Consider the following 14874-nt stretch of genomic DNA (forward strand, 5'->3'; position numbering starts at 1 on the left):
ATTCATGGCCGATGAACTCAGACCACTTGGCCTCCTCGGGCAACCCTTTCCTGTTGCGAAGCGTCGTATGCCAATTGCTGTGCCTGCTGCCGGTCGAAGGCTTGGGCGTGTTGCGACGTCTCGTGCAAGGGGGGAGCCGGCTCGCGGGTATCCAGCGACACCTTGAAGCCTGGTGTGGTCCCGACGACCCACAAGGTATCGCCAGACATGCGTACGCCATCAATCTTGGTGGCGTCCGTGATGCCCTCCTTCTTGCTCAACAGCATGGCATGGGCGACGTGCTCGTCGGAGATCTCACGCGGGGTCGCCGCTCTGAGCTTGTAGAACATCGTCTGGTCGTTCGACGAAAGGCCGTCGTGTGGCCCCGGTTGCTGATCGCCGTGCGTAGCGTGCCCTGCGCCATTGGCCGTGGTGGCGTTGGGCGTAACAGCCGCCGGCCGTTCCGTATGCGGTGCAGCGTCGGGTGTCCTAGCGGGACCGACCGGCGTCGAGCGTTCGCTCTGGGTCGGCTGTGCCGCGTGCTTGATTTCTTCCGCCGTGGTGACGGCCTTCGGCACCATTCTGCTATTGGAGAAGAGTCCTTTCTGACCATCGTCCATCATCGTGACGATGGCGCTGTTCGGCCCTGGCCGTCCTGTGCTCTGATCGGGTTGCAGCGTGAGGGAGTAGGGACGCCCATCTCTGTCGAGTCCGGCCTGTGCGTGCGTGCGAGCGACTGCCGCGGTGGCTGCATCAATGTCGGCCTCGGTACGCGCAATCCCCGCGTTGGCGTAGGCATGCGCCACCAGGCTACGCATCGGGGTGGGTTGCGGTAGCGTCGGATGCGCAAGGGCCTCGTTTGCCAGGACCGCGTATTGCTGCAACCCGGCTTGCTGGCTCCGATACACCTCGTTCAATTCGTCGCGCACATTGCCGCTGGCCTGATTGGTGCCGTAGATCATCCCCGGTGTCATCCATTCACCGTTCGCGTTGCGCGTATACGTATGGCCGTCGGAGGCGGCGAGCGATTCGGTCTGGGTACTCGCATTCTGGGCGGCGACAGGCACTTCCCCATGCCGGTTCCAGCCGAACTGGTTATACGCGATCTGGTACCGGCCCGCGATCGCGGCGGGCGTATTGGTGGCATTCTGCGCGATGATCAGCTTCGCTGCGTGATCCAGCTCGGCGGCTCGCTGAGGAGAGGCCGTCTCCACATGGCTGGCCGTCATGCCATGCTCAAGGTACTGATCGACCACGGTACGTGACCACGCATGGGTGTGGGCGTCGCGCACCCAGTTTCCTTCGCCATCCGCGCTGCGCGTGTCGCCATTGCCAGGTGCAATGGAGTAGGGATTCTGCGCGGCGGACAGATTTGCCAGCCCCAGTTCATAGGACGCGTTGGCGGACTTGTAGTTCAGTTCGTTCGCCAGCATGTCTCCAGCGACATAGCGAACCTTGCCGTAGGTCGGTGTCGTGCGGCCTGCGCCGATGTGGGTTTCCGCAGTGATGTGTTGCGCTTCGGCGACGCGCGTCCACGTGCCTTTCGGATCTTTTGGGTCGCGGCTCCACGTGTTCCCGTCCCGATCCTGTTGCGTGAAAACACGTTCGAGGTCCTTTTGCTGCGCCCATTTTTCCCCGAGAAACGCGCCACCGACGCCTCCTACGACGCCGCCGACGCCGGATGTGACAAGTGCGCCTGGACCAGTCGCCGCGCCGCCCGCCAGACCATATCCGGCACCTGCCACGAAACCCAGTGCGATGCCCCCCCCAATGCCACCGACATTGCGACCGATGAAATGGGTCTTGGCCGACTCGGCGCCTATGGTGTTGCCCTGCGCTTCCAGCTTCACCACCTGATGGCCGGTGGTAGCGAAGTCGTAGGCCACTGCCGCAACTGCGACCGCGGTCGCACCTTTCGATAGCACGCCTGGCGAAAGACCGCGAGAGGCGCCGACCGCCTCTGCGGCAACGGCGGCCTCTCCGACTGAGGCCGCGGGAGCTGCCCCGAGTCCCAACGGTGCGCGGGCCAGACCGGCGGCGCTGAGTTCGGCAGCGGCCGGGAACTTGGCAGCATCTGCCCCAAGCGTAGCGGCTGCTTCTCGCGAAATCGCGACCTTCGTGACTTTCGGTCCGGCGCCATCGGGTGCGACGAAGATGCCCTTGGGCGCGGCTTCAATGAACTGCGCCTGCACCATGGGCAGCACATCGGTAGCGCCCTGGCGCGCGTATATGGGCTTCAGCGCAGCGACCGGCTGCCCACCCAATGTCCTGACGTTGGGATTGTCCAGCACCGTCGGCAATTCCACCTTGCCGAAGACGCGCTCCACGTTGGCATTGGTTGCGATCAGCTTGATGTCGCCCCGCAGCGAGGCAGCGAACTCCTGCGATGCTTCCCCCCATAGGCAACCTTCGAGGGAGGTAGCGCTTCGCGCAGCAGCCTTGGCGTCGCCGTAGAGGAAATGGCCAGCAGCTTTTTCCGCGTCGGCTAGGCTTTGTCCCTGAGAGACGAAGACGCGTTCGGCAGTGGACCGCGCGGCTGCTTCGACCTGTTTATTGCCAAGGAACTGCGCCCTGGGGGTGCTGTTGATGATCGGTTCGCCGGTCTTGCCCGCCAGTTCGAGGGCGATCGTTTCGGACGATACATTGCCGATATCTCGGCTGTAGAGGATGCCGCCATCGCCGGAGGCTTTGGCCGAATACTGGCGCGCCAGGGCCTGAATTTCATCAAGCGACGTCGCGCGCTTTATCTGATCGATTTGCTTGGCGTAGTCGTCGCTCATGACACACGCTCCGCATCGGTCAGGATCCAGCCATCCCTGAAAAGAACCTTGCCCATGAAGTGCGCATTTGGATACTCGGTCAGGAGCGACGGACGGTCGTTGAACTGCATGCCTGCTTCGATCAAGCGCACTGCCAGCGTCTGAATCCTGCCGACTTCCGGGATACTGAAGACGCGGCAGGTTCCCGGCATGTGCATGCCGACGTCGCCATCGCGGCCGTAGCCGAACGAGACGATTTCGATGTTGTAGTCGTTGCCGCCGGGCAGGAAGGCTCTTTGGATCTCGCCGAAGTATTCAGCTGCGTCGACCTCTACCGCGAACGTCTCATGACGCTGCTCGTCGACAATGCCGCGTACGCCGCCGGAGAATCGGGCGCGGCCTTCGGGGAACTGCAGCCAGTCGAAAGTGGGGTGCTGGTGCAGGTCCATGTCTGTCGCTCCTTCGGGATGTCGGGCACGATCATGGCCCTCGCGCTGGAGTTTTACGCTGGGATGCGGAGTGGCGCAACTGTAGTGGAGGAGAGCAAAACCAGAGTTACAGTGCACTTCCCCTACACGGACTCTGGACGTCGCCCGATGGGGAGACTTGTGCGGATGTACTGACTATCCGCGGGGGGGGGGGGGGGGGGCATTCACTTCGCCGGCGGCAGTGAAGGAGTACCTGCTGGCCAAGTTGGCCGGCTTCGAGCACGAGGTCTTCGCGGTGTTGTTCCTGGACACAAAGCATCGTCTGATCTACTACGTGGAGATGCTCCACGGCACGGTCGACGCCGCGGACGTGCATCGGCGCGAGGTGGTGAAGCAGGCGCTACGGCTCAATGCGGCCGCGGTCATCGTTTCCCACAACCATCCGAGCGGAGGGCACCGAGCGAGCGCGGCCGATAAGGCGATGACTTCACGGCGTCGCCAGACGCTGGCGCTGGTGGACATTCGCACGCTGGAGCAGGTCTTTCAATGGCAGTTTGTTGCTGTCGAATGTGGTCATGGGTTCGCTTCCTTTTGATGGATGGGATGGATCGGATCAGCTTGTCGCCGCCTTGCGGCCGCGCTTTGGTTTGGGCGAGGCGGCGCGCTGGGTGCGGATGCGTTCCAGCAGCACGCTGGCTGGTTCGTCGCCGGGGTCCTGCGGCACCAGTTCGCCGCGGAACGCCTTGGCGAGCAGGCTCTGCGTCAGCGCGTCGATGCGCTGCTGGGCAGTGGCGACCTTGGCTTCGAGTTGGTCGGCGTAGGCGAAGAGTTGTTCGACGCGGCGGACGATTTCGACTTGCTCTTCAATAATGGGCAACGCCACTGGAGCACTCACCACCGTCTGTTGATTGATCTTCGGCATGTTACCCGCCGTGCCAGTCGCGTTGTCTCGAAAGTATTTGCGCACTGATTTCGAGTTGAGAACAAGTTGAAGAAATGCCGGGGCGACGCTCGGCTTGGCCCTGCACTTCATCATCAAATCTGGATAAATGAAATTGCCAGCTTGCCCATCAAACAGGGCTGATACACCCACGTATTCCAGTGTATTGGCTCTCTGTATCAGGATGTCCCCTGGCTCAAGCCAAAGGTGTGAGTCGGAAGGAATGGTTTCGGCAATAAATTTTGAAAACTCAGGCCTGAATTTTCCCGATGTTGTGGCTGATAGGCTCAGAGAGCGCGTTTTTGTCTCGTAGTCGACCGGCTTGGGCGAGTACCCGTTTCTTGGCTTCTCCTTGAGAAGTTCGCCAATTACCGTTTTGACCCAATCAGTAGTCGAGTTCAGAGTCCGCCAATCGCTGGTCAGACTTCCACGAGTCGCGCTCTCAACGATAGAAGAGCGGAAGCGCTTGAGCAGGGCGGGGATGGCGTCGACGCGGGCCTTGAGGGTGTCGACCTGGGCCAGCAGCGCATCCAGCTTCTGCGCGATGCGCTTTTGCTCTGCGAGTGGTGGCAGCAGAAACGGGGCAGCTTTTGCTTGTTCTGTTCCGAGGCGCGGCATTCTCACGCCATGTGTCACTGCTTGTACGTAGTCGCGGAAGCGTGGCGATTTGAGGTAGTGAAATAGATAGCCGCTGTCTAGCTGATTGGGCTTAATTGCGATAATTTCACTTGAGCTATATCCGTTGCGGTCTGCGCGAACCACCTTATTGAGATAAGGGCGCAACTTTCCGTAAAGCACGTCGCCGGCATGGAAGCTGTTTTTGGCACTTTGTGGTTTGCGTTTGCCGACCGTTTCGTAGGCGAGAATGCGTGACGAGTCGCGCTCGATGTCTTCGAGTTCGAGTAGCCATGCGTCTTCTTGCATTGCATCCGGTTGCACGGTTGTGTTGTCTGCGTAATTGACAACATCGCCGAGCTTGAGCTCCATCCATCCACCTGGCAACTCACTCACCTTCCACCTCGCCGCTGGTCACTTCCAGCCCCATCACTTCGGCCAGCAGCCGCTTCTGCTCCAGTGCTTCGTCGCCTGCACCCAGCGCCTGCATCAGCGCGTCGAGTTCGCGTAGGGCTTCGCTGAGTTCGGCCATCGCTTCGGCGGCCAGCACTTCGGGTGCGGGCAGGCTATTGGCATCGACGCTGTCGGCGTCCTTGAGCCAGCTGATATCCAGCGAGTCGCCGCGCTCGGCGATCTGGGCGCGGGTGAAGCAACGGAAGCGGCCTTGGTCACCTTCATCGGTGCGCGGGCTGGCGCCGTTGGGATCGGTGCCGTAGGCCTGCTCGAACGGTTTGAGATGCGTCGGCCCGAACGGGGTGCGCTTGCCGAAGCTGGGCATGTTGCTGCGCAGGTCGTAGACCCACGTCGCCTGCGTGCAGCCGGTGTCCTGGCGCGGATTGGCGGCGGCGCCCTTCTGGAAGAACAGCACATTGGTCTTGACGCCCTGTGCGTAGAAGATGCCGGTGGGCAGGCGCAGCAGGGTGTGCAGGTTGCACTTGTCCATCAGGTCGCGGCGGATGTCGGTGCCGACGCCGGCCTCGAACAGCACGTTGTCCGGCAGCACCACGGCGGCGCGGCCACCGGGCTTCAGGCCACGGTAGATGTGCTGCAGGAAGGCGAGCTGCTTGTTGCTGGTCTTGTAGGTGAGGTCGTCACGGGTGGGTCCGCCGCCACCTTTGGCGGTGCCGAACGGCGGGTTGGACAGGATGATGTCCACCTTGGGCAAGGCGGCGCCGGCATTGCCGAGGCTGTTGCCGAGCTGGACCACGCCGGCGCCTTCGCCGGACATGCCGTGCAGCAGGCAGTTCATCAGCGCCAGGCGGCGGGTGCCGGGCACCAGCTCCATGCCGGTATAGGCCTTGTGCTGCTGGAAGCGGCGGGCCTTGTCGTCGAGCGTGTACAGAGCGTTGGTGTTGGCCTTGATGTAGGCATCGGCGGCGATCAGAAAGCCGGCGGTACCGGCGGCCGGATCCTGCAGAGTTTCGCCGGGCTGCGGCTGCAGGCAGCGGATGATGGCGTCGATCAGCGGGCGCGGGGTGAAGTACTGGCCGGCGCCGGACTTGGTCTCGTTGGCGTTCTTCTGCAGCAGGCCTTCGTAAAGGTCGCCCAGGCCGTCCTCGCGCGCGCTGAACCAGTCCAGCCCGTCCAGCGCGGTGACCAGCGTTTCCAGATGGCGCGGCTCCTTGAGGCGGGTCTGTGCGTCGGCGTAGATGGCCGCGATCATCGGATCGCTGCTCTGGCCCAGGTTCAGCAGCATTTGCCGGTAGTGGTTGAGCAGGTTGAGGCCAGACTTGCTTTTCAGATCCGGCCAGCGGCTGCCTTCAGGCAGCTTGTGCTCGAAGTTGGGATTGTTCTGCACCTGCTCGTATTCCATCTTGACGAACAGCAGCAGCACCAGCTCGGTGACGTAGTCGCTGTAGTTGATGCCGTCGTCGCGCAGGACGTCGCAGAGGTTCCAGAGTTTCTGGACGATGTCGTTATGGGTCATGGGGTGCTGCCTTGTTCTGAAGTGGTGCGGGCCGGCAGCGCGATGCTGGAGGCCGGCGTGTTGATGGCGTAACGGGTGCTGCGGCCGCTGCCGGGCAGGCGGCGCAGGCAGCCTTTTTCCAGCAGGTCGGCCAGGTGGCGGGTGGCGGTGGCCTTGGAGACCTTGGCCACGGCCTGGTATTGCGAGGCGCTGATGCCGTGTTCGAAGCCGCGCTCGCCGCCATCGAGCAGGCGGTTGAGCACCTTGACCTGTTCGGCCGACAGCGGCTGTGCGTGATGCTGCTGCCAGAAGCGTGCTTTGGCCAGTACCCGATCGATACGGTGCAGTGCCTGCACCAGGCTGTCGTGCAGGGTGGTGAGGAACCAGCGCAGCCAGCCGGTGATGTCCAGCGAGCCTTTCTGGGTGGTTTCCAGGCTGCGGTAGTAGCCGCTGCGGTCGGCGAGGATGCTGGCCGACAGTGCATGGAGGCGGATCGCCTGCGGTTGCGCCTGGGCCAGGGCGAGATCGGTGAGTGAGCGAGTGAGGCGGCCATTGCCGTCGTCGAACGGGTGCAGGGTGACGAACCACAGATGGGCGATGCCGGCGCGCAGCAGCGGGTCCAGCGTGGCGTCGTTGCGCGAGCTGGCGAACCAGTCGAGGAAGTCGGCGAGCTGGGCGTCCAGGCCGTCGCGCGGCGGGGCTTCGAAGTGGACGGTGGGACGGTCGAGCCGGCCGGAGACGACCTGCATCGGTTCATCGCCACGCAGCGCGCCGATGCGGATGCGCGTGGGCAGCAGGCTGTCCTGTTCGGCAAACAGCCAGCGGTGCCATTGCAGCAGGCGGGGCAGGTCCAGCGGGGCGTCGGCGCGGCCGGTGGCGTCCAGCATCAGCTCGGCCAGCCCCTCGCTGCGGCCGGTGGTGCGGCGCGGGCTGTCTTCGGCCAGCCCCAGATGGCGGGCCAGCGAGGAGCGTACCGAGCCGACATCCAGCCGCTCGCCCTCGATGGCCGAGGAGGTGACGATGTTGGAGAGCAGAGTGTCCAGTGCTTCGGCGGCCTGCTGGTCGCCGGCGACTGCGCCGGCCATGCCCAGCAGCTGGCCGTGGGCGTGCTGGCAGTCGCGCAACAGTGCCGCCAGGGCATTGGCCTGCCAGTGGAAGCGAGGCCAGTCGGGCTGCTGCCAGATCCAGCGAGGCCGGGGTTCGGTTACTTGGTTGGACATTGGTGAGCCGATTGGCTGGATTAATTGGCTCTTTGGATGAGCCGATTATCCCGGCTAATCGGCTCATATGCCAGTGTGAACCACCGACTCAGCCGGTCTGATCCCACAGATGCTCGCCCAGATCGCCCAAGATCTGGTCCAGCCGGCCATCGAGCAGGCGGTCCAACTGCAGGGCGCCGCCGTCGCCGCTGAAGTTGCGTTGTACGGTGTCGCGGTCCATCACCACCTCGTGTATCAGCTGCTGGGCCAGCCGCTTGAGCCAGCGCCGCTGCACCGGCGTCCAGCTGCGCTGGGCATAGATGCCCTGCATGGCCTTGTCGACGCGCTGCTCGAACGGCACCAATGCCTCGCCCAGCGCGGCGCGACGGATGTAGCCGATGATGCTGGCAGCGACTTCTTGCTGGGTGCTGTCGCGCCAGGCTCCGCGCAGGTGGGCCTCGCTGTAGCGGTGCTGGTCGAGCAGCAGGCGCACCTCGCGCAGCTGGGCACGGGTGAGGTCGCGGGGGCGGTTGACGATGACGCTGAGCGCGGCTGACTGGTTGATCTGCTCGCGGATGAAGGCGTTGAAGCTGTCCAGGTAATCGGCCGGGGCTTCGTTGACGCCGTAGTTCTGCGCGCGTTCGAGCAGGGTGTCAGTGTGTTCGGAAATGACCGGGTAGCGGTCGGTGCCCAGCAGCACGCCCACTTCGCCCAGTTGCTCCACCAGGCGCGGGTGTTCGCGGAGGAAGCTGGCGGCATTGCGCGCGCCGAGCTTGTGTAGGTGGGTGTGCAGCACGGCCGGCGCCACGCCCCAGGAGGTTTCCAGCTCGCTGAGCTTGTCGCGCAGATCCGGGCGCTGCTCGGCGCGATGCTGGGCCTTGCGCAGCACGCGCATGATGCGCTGGCTCAACTGGTCGAGCGCGTCGTCGGCATGGCTGCCGCCGTTGCTGCCGGGGGCATCGAAGCTGCGCTGCTGGCCGAGCTCGTGGACCAACTGCTCGATGCTGATATTGGGGTCCTTGACCAGCGGGCGCATGGTGTCGATGTCTTCGAGCGCAGTGTACAGATCGACCGGATCGAAGATACGGAACACGGTCTTGCCGATGTCGTCGCAGCGGCGGGTGGCGCGGCCCTTCATCTGTTCGTAGAGGATGCGCGAGCGCACCCGGCGCATGAACACCAGGTTGGCGATACGCGGCACATCGATGCCGGTGGTCAGCAGGTCCACGGTGATGGCGATATTGGGGTAACGCTCGTTCTTGTAGTTGCGAATCAGCTGGTCGACCTTGTCGCTTTTGCCGGTGATCACCGCGACGCTGGCCTGGTTGTAGTAATCGCCATGGACCTGTTTGAAGGCCTCGTCCAGCTGGTTCTTGACGCGTTCGGCGTGGGGCTGGCTGACGCAGAAGATCAGGGTCTTTTCCTCGCCGTCCGGGTCCAGTTCGATGGCGAGCTGCTCGCAGACGACCCGGTCGAAGTCCGCGGTGATCACACGCCGGTTGAACGACTCGATATTGAAGTCGAGTTCGTCTTCCAGGTCTGCGGTGTCGACTTCGCCGGTCTGCGTGTTGATGACGCTGACGCGCTCGCCGCGATCGAAGTGGATGCCGTTCTTGCCGAGCGCGGTGGTGTAGCGGATGGGCGGCTCGTGGTCGATCAGCCAGTCATCTGCCACTGCTTCGCGGTAGCTGTAGGTGTAGATCGGCTTGCCGAAGATTTCGGTGGTGTGCTTGGCCGGCGTGGCGGTCAGGCCGATACGGCAGGCATCGAAGTAATCGAGCACGCGGCGGTATTGCGACAGGTATTGCGCGTGGTCGCGCACGGCCAGCTCGCCTTCGGTCATTTCCTGGTCGAGCGTGTAACCGCGGTGGGCCTCGTCGACGACGATACAGTCGAAGGTGCCGATCGGTGGCGGGTCATCGGATTGGAAAATGCGCCGGACCATCGCCTGCACCGTGGCGACCTGCACGCGGGTCTCATCGGCGGTGCGGGTATCGTCCAGGCCATCGAGGTTGTAGATCTGCGCCAGCGTCTGGTTCTGCTCCAGCTGCATGTCCTGCATCGTCTCGGTGGCCTGGGTGCCGAGCGCGGAGCGGTCGACCAGGAACAGAATCCGGTGGAAGCGCTCGGCCTTGAGCAAACGGTAGATCAGGCCAATCATCGTGCGTGTCTTGCCGGTGCCTGTCGCCATCGCCAGCAGGCAGTTGCGTGAGCCCGATGCCAGCGCGCCTTCCACAGCCTCGATCGCGCGCTGCTGGTAGTCGCGCAGGTTGAGGTAGGCCATGCCTTCGTTGGCGAGATTGCGCTCGGCCTGGTCGCGATCGCGGGTGAGCAGATCGGCGATGTCCTCGGGCGTGTGGAACTTCTGCAGCGGTCGCCGAAGGTTGGCAGGTGAGCGCAGGTCGCGGAACCAGATGCCCGATTGCTCGGCCAGCTGCTTGATATAAGGACGGCCGTTGCAGGCGAATGCCAGCGGCACCTGGAAATGGCCGCCCTGGCCATCGGCCCAGCCTGCGATCGAGCTGGTGGCCGGGTAGGCGGGGGCTAGCTCGCCACGCATCACAAAGTCGCGCGCGTAGCGCTCGGCCTGGGGAATCCGGTCGGCGATGTTGATCTGCTTGCGCTTGGCCTCGACGATGGCGACCGGGGTGAGGCCGGCGAACAGCACATAGTCGGCGTTGGCACGCGGCACCCTGGTGGGCCATTCGGCGATGGCGAGGTTGCGACCTTTTTCCGGGCGGATGCCCTTGGCGTGGGTGAGGTCGAGCGAGTCTGCTTCCCAGCCGGCCTCGCGTAGCTGTTGGTCGATCAGGATGCGGGTGAGGTCTTCGCTGAGGTCGAAGTTATTGCTGGCCTGCTGGGTGGCGCCGGCGACCTGCTGGGTGGCGGCCTGGCGGCCGGTGTCGGGCTGTTGCAGGTTGGCGATGCGTTGTTCGAAGTCCTCGCGAAGCCCTTGCAGTTCCTTTTCACGTTGAACTGCCAGCGCCGACTGCGCACGCGCTTCGACATCCATCGCTTCGGCGAGATCGGCGTTGAGCTTGGCTTCGCGGTCCTTGAGTTCGGCGAGCGCCTGGCTCTGGTCATGTTGCTGGCGGGCGGTATCCAGCTCCGCTCTGAGGCGACTGACTTCGGCCTGCACTTCGCGCAACGGCGCGGCTGGATCCTTTGGGGGCACGAAAGCACCGGCCTTGAATTCGGCGGCGTTCCTGCCGAAGGCTCGGTGATACCAGACCGCCAGGTCGCGAGCGACCTTCAGGCCATCCATCGCTTCGCGGTGTGGCGTGGTGAAGCCGTGGGTCGCCTTGTTGCCCTCGACCCGCAGCACGTGGAACAGCTCCTGGATCCGCCGGTCCAGGCGTAGCTCGCGCGCGAGCTGGTAGATCAGATCTGCCTGGGTTGTCCGTTGGTCGTGGATGATGCCGGCACGTCCCGCGAGATCCTGCGCAAGTGCTTCGGCGAACTGCCGGAGCTTGATTAGCGTGGTGTTGGGATCACTGGCAAAGACCTGCTCGGCCATCGAGGCCAGTTTGAAGAAGACCGGATCGTGTTCCTGCAGGAAGGAAAAGTTGCTGTCGACAGTCACTCGCGTATCCGTACTGAGGGGCAGGGCGGCCAATCGCATCTTGTGATGCGAATAGTAGGCCACGCCGGGTGTTGTGGGTATCGGGCCTGGATGCAGGGTGATGATCGTGCCGCGCGATCTGGCTACATCCATCGGCAGGCGTAGGAATGGTTTTTGTCGTTATTTATCCATTTGAGCAGGTCCGGGCAATCAACCGTTCGTTGGCGTAAGGACGTCTTGACGTGGCTGGTTGCCAGTAGCATTCTCGACCCACGGAGCCTCGAAACTCCGCACACAGCGGTACCCACCTCCGACAAACCGGTGGGTTTTTTGTGCCCGCATGTTTCTTTGCGGGCGCAGCCGACGCGATGCCTGTGTCGGGAGGGCGGCTAATACAACACCCGCAAGGGGAATACGCCCGCCGGCTGTGTGCGGTTTCGAGCCTCCCGACTTCCCGTCCGCCGTTCGCGGCGGACGGGTCACTTCGATGGAACGAGGAGGCAGCGATGTCGTACGACCGTTTGGATGACGAAGACATGCCCGGCTATTTCCTGCCGGAGGAAAGCCAGTTCCGGCTGGCGAGGCTGAGCGACCACGTCAGGTTCCTGGCCCGCATGGCGCAGCCGCGCACGCAAGCCGAAGAGCGTGCCGCCGAGCCGAAGGTGCGCATGGGCGAACTGGCATTCTGCCTGGAGCTGCTCGCCGAGCAGGTGGACCTGGTGCTGGACGAGGTGTCCTACCCAGCGCAACGTACCGGCAAGACGGGTGTTACCCGGCCCGATGCCATCGCCGAGGTGACGCAAGCAGCGGGCGGCGGATTCCGGGTCACGCTGGAACAGATCGACCGGCTCAACCTGCTGGTCGAGACTGTCTCGGCCCACGCGCGGGTGGTGGCGGTTGGCGATGCGACCAAGCGCGCCGGCAAGACGCCGCCCGAAATGGGCGACGTGATCTTCGATGCGGTGGCCGAAGTGCGTACGCTGCTGACGCAGATTGAAAGCCAGCCGCTGCGCCATCCATTGCCGAAAAGCGATGTGCGCGAGGAGCGGGCGGTCTATGCGGTGGGGCGGGTGTCGCAGGCCGTGGGCGGCGAGCGCTTGCACTGATCCATGAGGCAGGTTGGGTGGGGCAGGGAGGTCTCGCCTTGGATTGACTGGCCTTGCATGGTCGGCGCTGATTCGCGGCGGGTTTCAGGGGGCTTCTTCGTCGTAATGTTCCTGCTCAAGGCCAAAGTTGTCTTCGGAACATCCGATTGGTGCTCTCGAAGGCGGGAACGGGCGCCGCCGCGTTCGATTCGAAAGTCCTTGGATGATCGGTCCTTCGGACCGCTGTGGAGCGCTTCCCGCTTTCGCGGGGATGACCCAGGGGGAGGGGGCGCAGTGTCTTGCGCCTTTGCTGTGGGAAGGCGCTGGGCCCCCGCCTGCGCGGGGGGGACGGTCGGTTTTCGACGGCGCGGTCCGCTTCACGGTCCACGTCATCGATCAGGCAAAGGATCACGGAGCTTGGGGATGCTGCTCGCAGCGGCCTCAATTTGTAGACAAGTTTTTTTATGCCGCGCCATCTAGCTTTACCCGGCGGCGCGCTCCGCGAGTAACTCAATTACTGGGCGTACTCCAAACCTGCCCCTTAACCCCACGCACACTCGCCTCCGCCACACCATCCAGATCAAACACAATCACGCTATTGCCGCCCTTGCGCTGCCAAGGCGCCGGAAAATACAACGCCCGCTGCGGCCCGATATTCCAGTGCCGGCCCAGATTATGCCCATTGGCCCAGGCGAAGCCCTTGCCGAAGGCGCGCATATCCAGGAACGTATCGGCAGGCGTGCCGATCTTGACGGTGCCGCGGTGGAAGGCGGGGCCGTCGACCTTGGCGGTGGTCCAGCCGGTGAGTTTGCTCGGGTCGTCCATCGGCAGGGGGAAGGTCTGCCAGCCGGTGAGGGGCTTGCCGTCGAGCAGCACGGGGTCGACCAGGCCGGCGTGGCCGTCGGGGAGGTGGGCACCGTAGTTGATGCGGCCGGTGTTCTCCACCAGCACGTCGAGGGTGTGGGGGCCGGCGGGGATGTCCACGTCCACGGCCACTTGCTGCAGGCGGCGCTCGGCGCTGCCGGCCAGTGTGCGATCGACGTAGACGCGGGCGTAGTCGCGCACTTCGCCCAGGTACAGGCTGCCCTTGCGCGGGCCGGTGACGGTGGTGCGGTAGAGGATGTAGCCGTAGGCCTGGCCGTAGCGCTCCATCGGCTGCGGGGTGTCGGTGGTGGCGGCCGGGGCGGGCAGGTTGTCCCAGAGCGAGGCAGATTCGCGCAGCGGCGTGGCGGGGAGTTCGGCGAAGCGGATCGGCTTGGGCAACGCCGGCGGGGCGATGCCGGTGACGCGCTGGATGGCGTCGCGGAACAGGGTGAACTTGGGGGTGGGGCGGCCGGCTTCGTCGAGCACGGCGTCGTAGTCATAGCTGGTGGTCTGCGGGGCGTAGTGGTCGCTGGGGTTCTTCTGGAAGTTGGCGCCATTCATGAAGCCGAAACTGGTGCCGCCGACGAACATGTAGAGGTTCGCGGAGTGGCCCTGGCGCAGGATCCATTCGAATTCGCTGGCCTGCTTGGTGGCGTCGGTGGCCGCGTGCTTCTCGCCCCACTGGTCGAACCAGCCGGCCCAGTATTCGCCGACCATCTGCGGTTGCCCGGGGCGGAACTTGGCCAGGGTCTCGAAGGCGTTCTTGGCATCGCCGGGGGCGAAGTTCACTACGGCCAGGGTGTCGGGCAGGGTGCCGTTGGCGAGCACGTCGGGGCCGTCGGCGGTGAACAGCAGCGCCTTGTCGAAGCCGGCCTGGACGAACATGGCGCGGTTGCGGCGCATGTAGGCGTGGTCGTCGCCGTAGGAGCCGTATTCGTTTTCCACCTGCACCGCCACGATCGGGCCGCCGTTGCCGTTGAGCCGCGCTTTGACCTGGGCGGCGAGTGCGTCGAGATAGGCCTGGCTGGCGGCGAGGAAGCGCGGGTCCTGGCTGCGCACGCGCATGCCGGGTTCGGCGAACAGCCACGCCGGATAGCCTCCGGCTTCCCACTCGGCGCACACGTAGGGGCCGGGGCGCAGGATCACGTTGAGACCTTGCTTGGCGGCTTCGTCGACGAAGGCGGCGATGTCGTTGTTGCCGCTGAAGTCGAACTGGCCCGGCCGCGGTTCCACCAGGTTCCAGAACACGTAGGTCTCCACCGTGTTCAGGCCCATCGCGCGCGCTTTCTGCAGGCGGTCCTTCCAGTAGGCGCGGGGGATGCGCTGGAAGTGGATGGCGCCGGAAATGACCTGGTACGGCTTGCCGTCGCGGATGAAGTGATCGCCCTGGGTGGTGAAGGCGGGCCAGGCGGTGGTTGGAGTCGGCTGCGCGGCTGCGGGGAGCGACAGCAGGAGCGACATGGCAAGGGCGGACAGGGAGCGGCGCAGCATGTGGGGTTTCTTCCGGTAGCGAGTTCGGGTTTTACGTGTAGGAGCG

9 protein-coding genes are annotated in these 14874 nt (G+C 64.3%); 2 read left to right on the top strand and 7 right to left on the bottom strand.

The features are described 5' to 3' along the window. Window positions 1–17 precede the first annotated feature (17 nt). Entirely contained in the window at window positions 18–2759 is a 2742-nt protein-coding gene (locus AC1G9L_RS07185) for a hypothetical protein (protein WP_019799658.1), read from the bottom strand. Further along, complete coding sequence (locus tag AC1G9L_RS07190; protein WP_019799657.1) at window positions 2756–3187, bottom strand: hypothetical protein; 432 nt, start codon at window positions 3185–3187, stop codon at window positions 2756–2758. Before AC1G9L_RS07190 ends, AC1G9L_RS07185 begins: the two co-directional genes overlap by 4 nt. 220 nt (window positions 3188–3407) lie before the next feature. On the opposite strand from AC1G9L_RS07190, the gene AC1G9L_RS07195 reads away from it, so the two are divergent. Next, complete coding sequence (locus AC1G9L_RS07195; RefSeq protein WP_481070576.1) at window positions 3408–3761, top strand: JAB domain-containing protein; 354 nt, start codon at window positions 3408–3410, stop codon at window positions 3759–3761. Between the two features lie 18 nt (window positions 3762–3779). On the opposite strand, the gene AC1G9L_RS07200 is transcribed toward AC1G9L_RS07195, so the two are convergent. The 4 genes from AC1G9L_RS07200 to hsdR form a co-directional block, all read right to left on the bottom strand. Next, window positions 3780–5093, bottom strand: coding sequence for a restriction endonuclease subunit S (locus tag AC1G9L_RS07200; protein ID WP_481070577.1), 1314 nt, complete (start codon window positions 5091–5093; stop codon window positions 3780–3782). 16 nt (window positions 5094–5109) lie between these two features. Further along, window positions 5110–6648 (bottom strand): N-6 DNA methylase, encoded by a 1539-nt coding sequence (locus tag AC1G9L_RS07205; protein WP_019800018.1) that lies wholly within the window; start codon window positions 6646–6648, stop codon window positions 5110–5112. Then, on the bottom strand, window positions 6645–7847 hold the full coding sequence (locus AC1G9L_RS07210; RefSeq protein WP_019800017.1) for a DUF4172 domain-containing protein: 1203 nt from the start codon (window positions 7845–7847) through the stop codon (window positions 6645–6647). The genes AC1G9L_RS07205 and AC1G9L_RS07210 overlap by 4 nt, the downstream gene beginning before the upstream one ends. An 88-nt stretch (window positions 7848–7935) precedes the next feature. After that, window positions 7936–11409 carry a type I restriction-modification system endonuclease gene (hsdR, locus tag AC1G9L_RS07215; protein ID WP_019800016.1) on the bottom strand — a complete coding sequence of 1158 codons (3474 nt, stop codon included), beginning with the start codon at window positions 11407–11409 and terminating at the stop codon, window positions 7936–7938. A gap of 485 nt (window positions 11410–11894) precedes the next feature. Between hsdR and AC1G9L_RS07220 the strand changes: the two genes are divergently transcribed. Beyond that, window positions 11895–12494 carry an XAC0095 family protein gene (locus AC1G9L_RS07220; protein WP_019800004.1) on the top strand — a complete coding sequence of 200 codons (600 nt, stop codon included), beginning with the start codon at window positions 11895–11897 and terminating at the stop codon, window positions 12492–12494. 489 nt (window positions 12495–12983) lie between these two features. On the opposite strand, the gene AC1G9L_RS07225 is transcribed toward AC1G9L_RS07220, so the two are convergent. Then, on the bottom strand, window positions 12984–14828 hold the full coding sequence (locus AC1G9L_RS07225) for a glycoside hydrolase family 35 protein (protein ID WP_481070578.1): 1845 nt from the start codon (window positions 14826–14828) through the stop codon (window positions 12984–12986). Window positions 14829–14874 lie beyond the last annotated feature (46 nt).

This window comes from Xanthomonas sp. NCPPB 1132, assembly GCF_056629235.1.

Bases quoted from the DNA above. Each gene is read 5' to 3' on its own strand.
- AC1G9L_RS07185 (WP_019799658.1), bottom strand. From the start codon at position 2,759: ATGAGCGACGACTACGCCAAGCAAATCGATCAGATAAAGCGCGCGACG.
- AC1G9L_RS07190 (WP_019799657.1), bottom strand. From the start codon at position 3,187: ATGGACCTGCACCAGCACCCCACTTTCGACTGGCTGCAGTTCCCCGAA.
- AC1G9L_RS07200 (WP_481070577.1), bottom strand. From the start codon at position 5,093: ATGGAGCTCAAGCTCGGCGATGTTGTCAATTACGCAGACAACACAACC.
- AC1G9L_RS07205 (WP_019800018.1), bottom strand. From the start codon at position 6,648: ATGACCCATAACGACATCGTCCAGAAACTCTGGAACCTCTGCGACGTC.
- AC1G9L_RS07210 (WP_019800017.1), bottom strand. From the start codon at position 7,847: ATGTCCAACCAAGTAACCGAACCCCGGCCTCGCTGGATCTGGCAGCAG.
- AC1G9L_RS07220 (WP_019800004.1), top strand. From the start codon at position 11,895: ATGTCGTACGACCGTTTGGATGACGAAGACATGCCCGGCTATTTCCTG.
- AC1G9L_RS07225 (WP_481070578.1), bottom strand. From the start codon at position 14,828: ATGCTGCGCCGCTCCCTGTCCGCCCTTGCCATGTCGCTCCTGCTGTCG.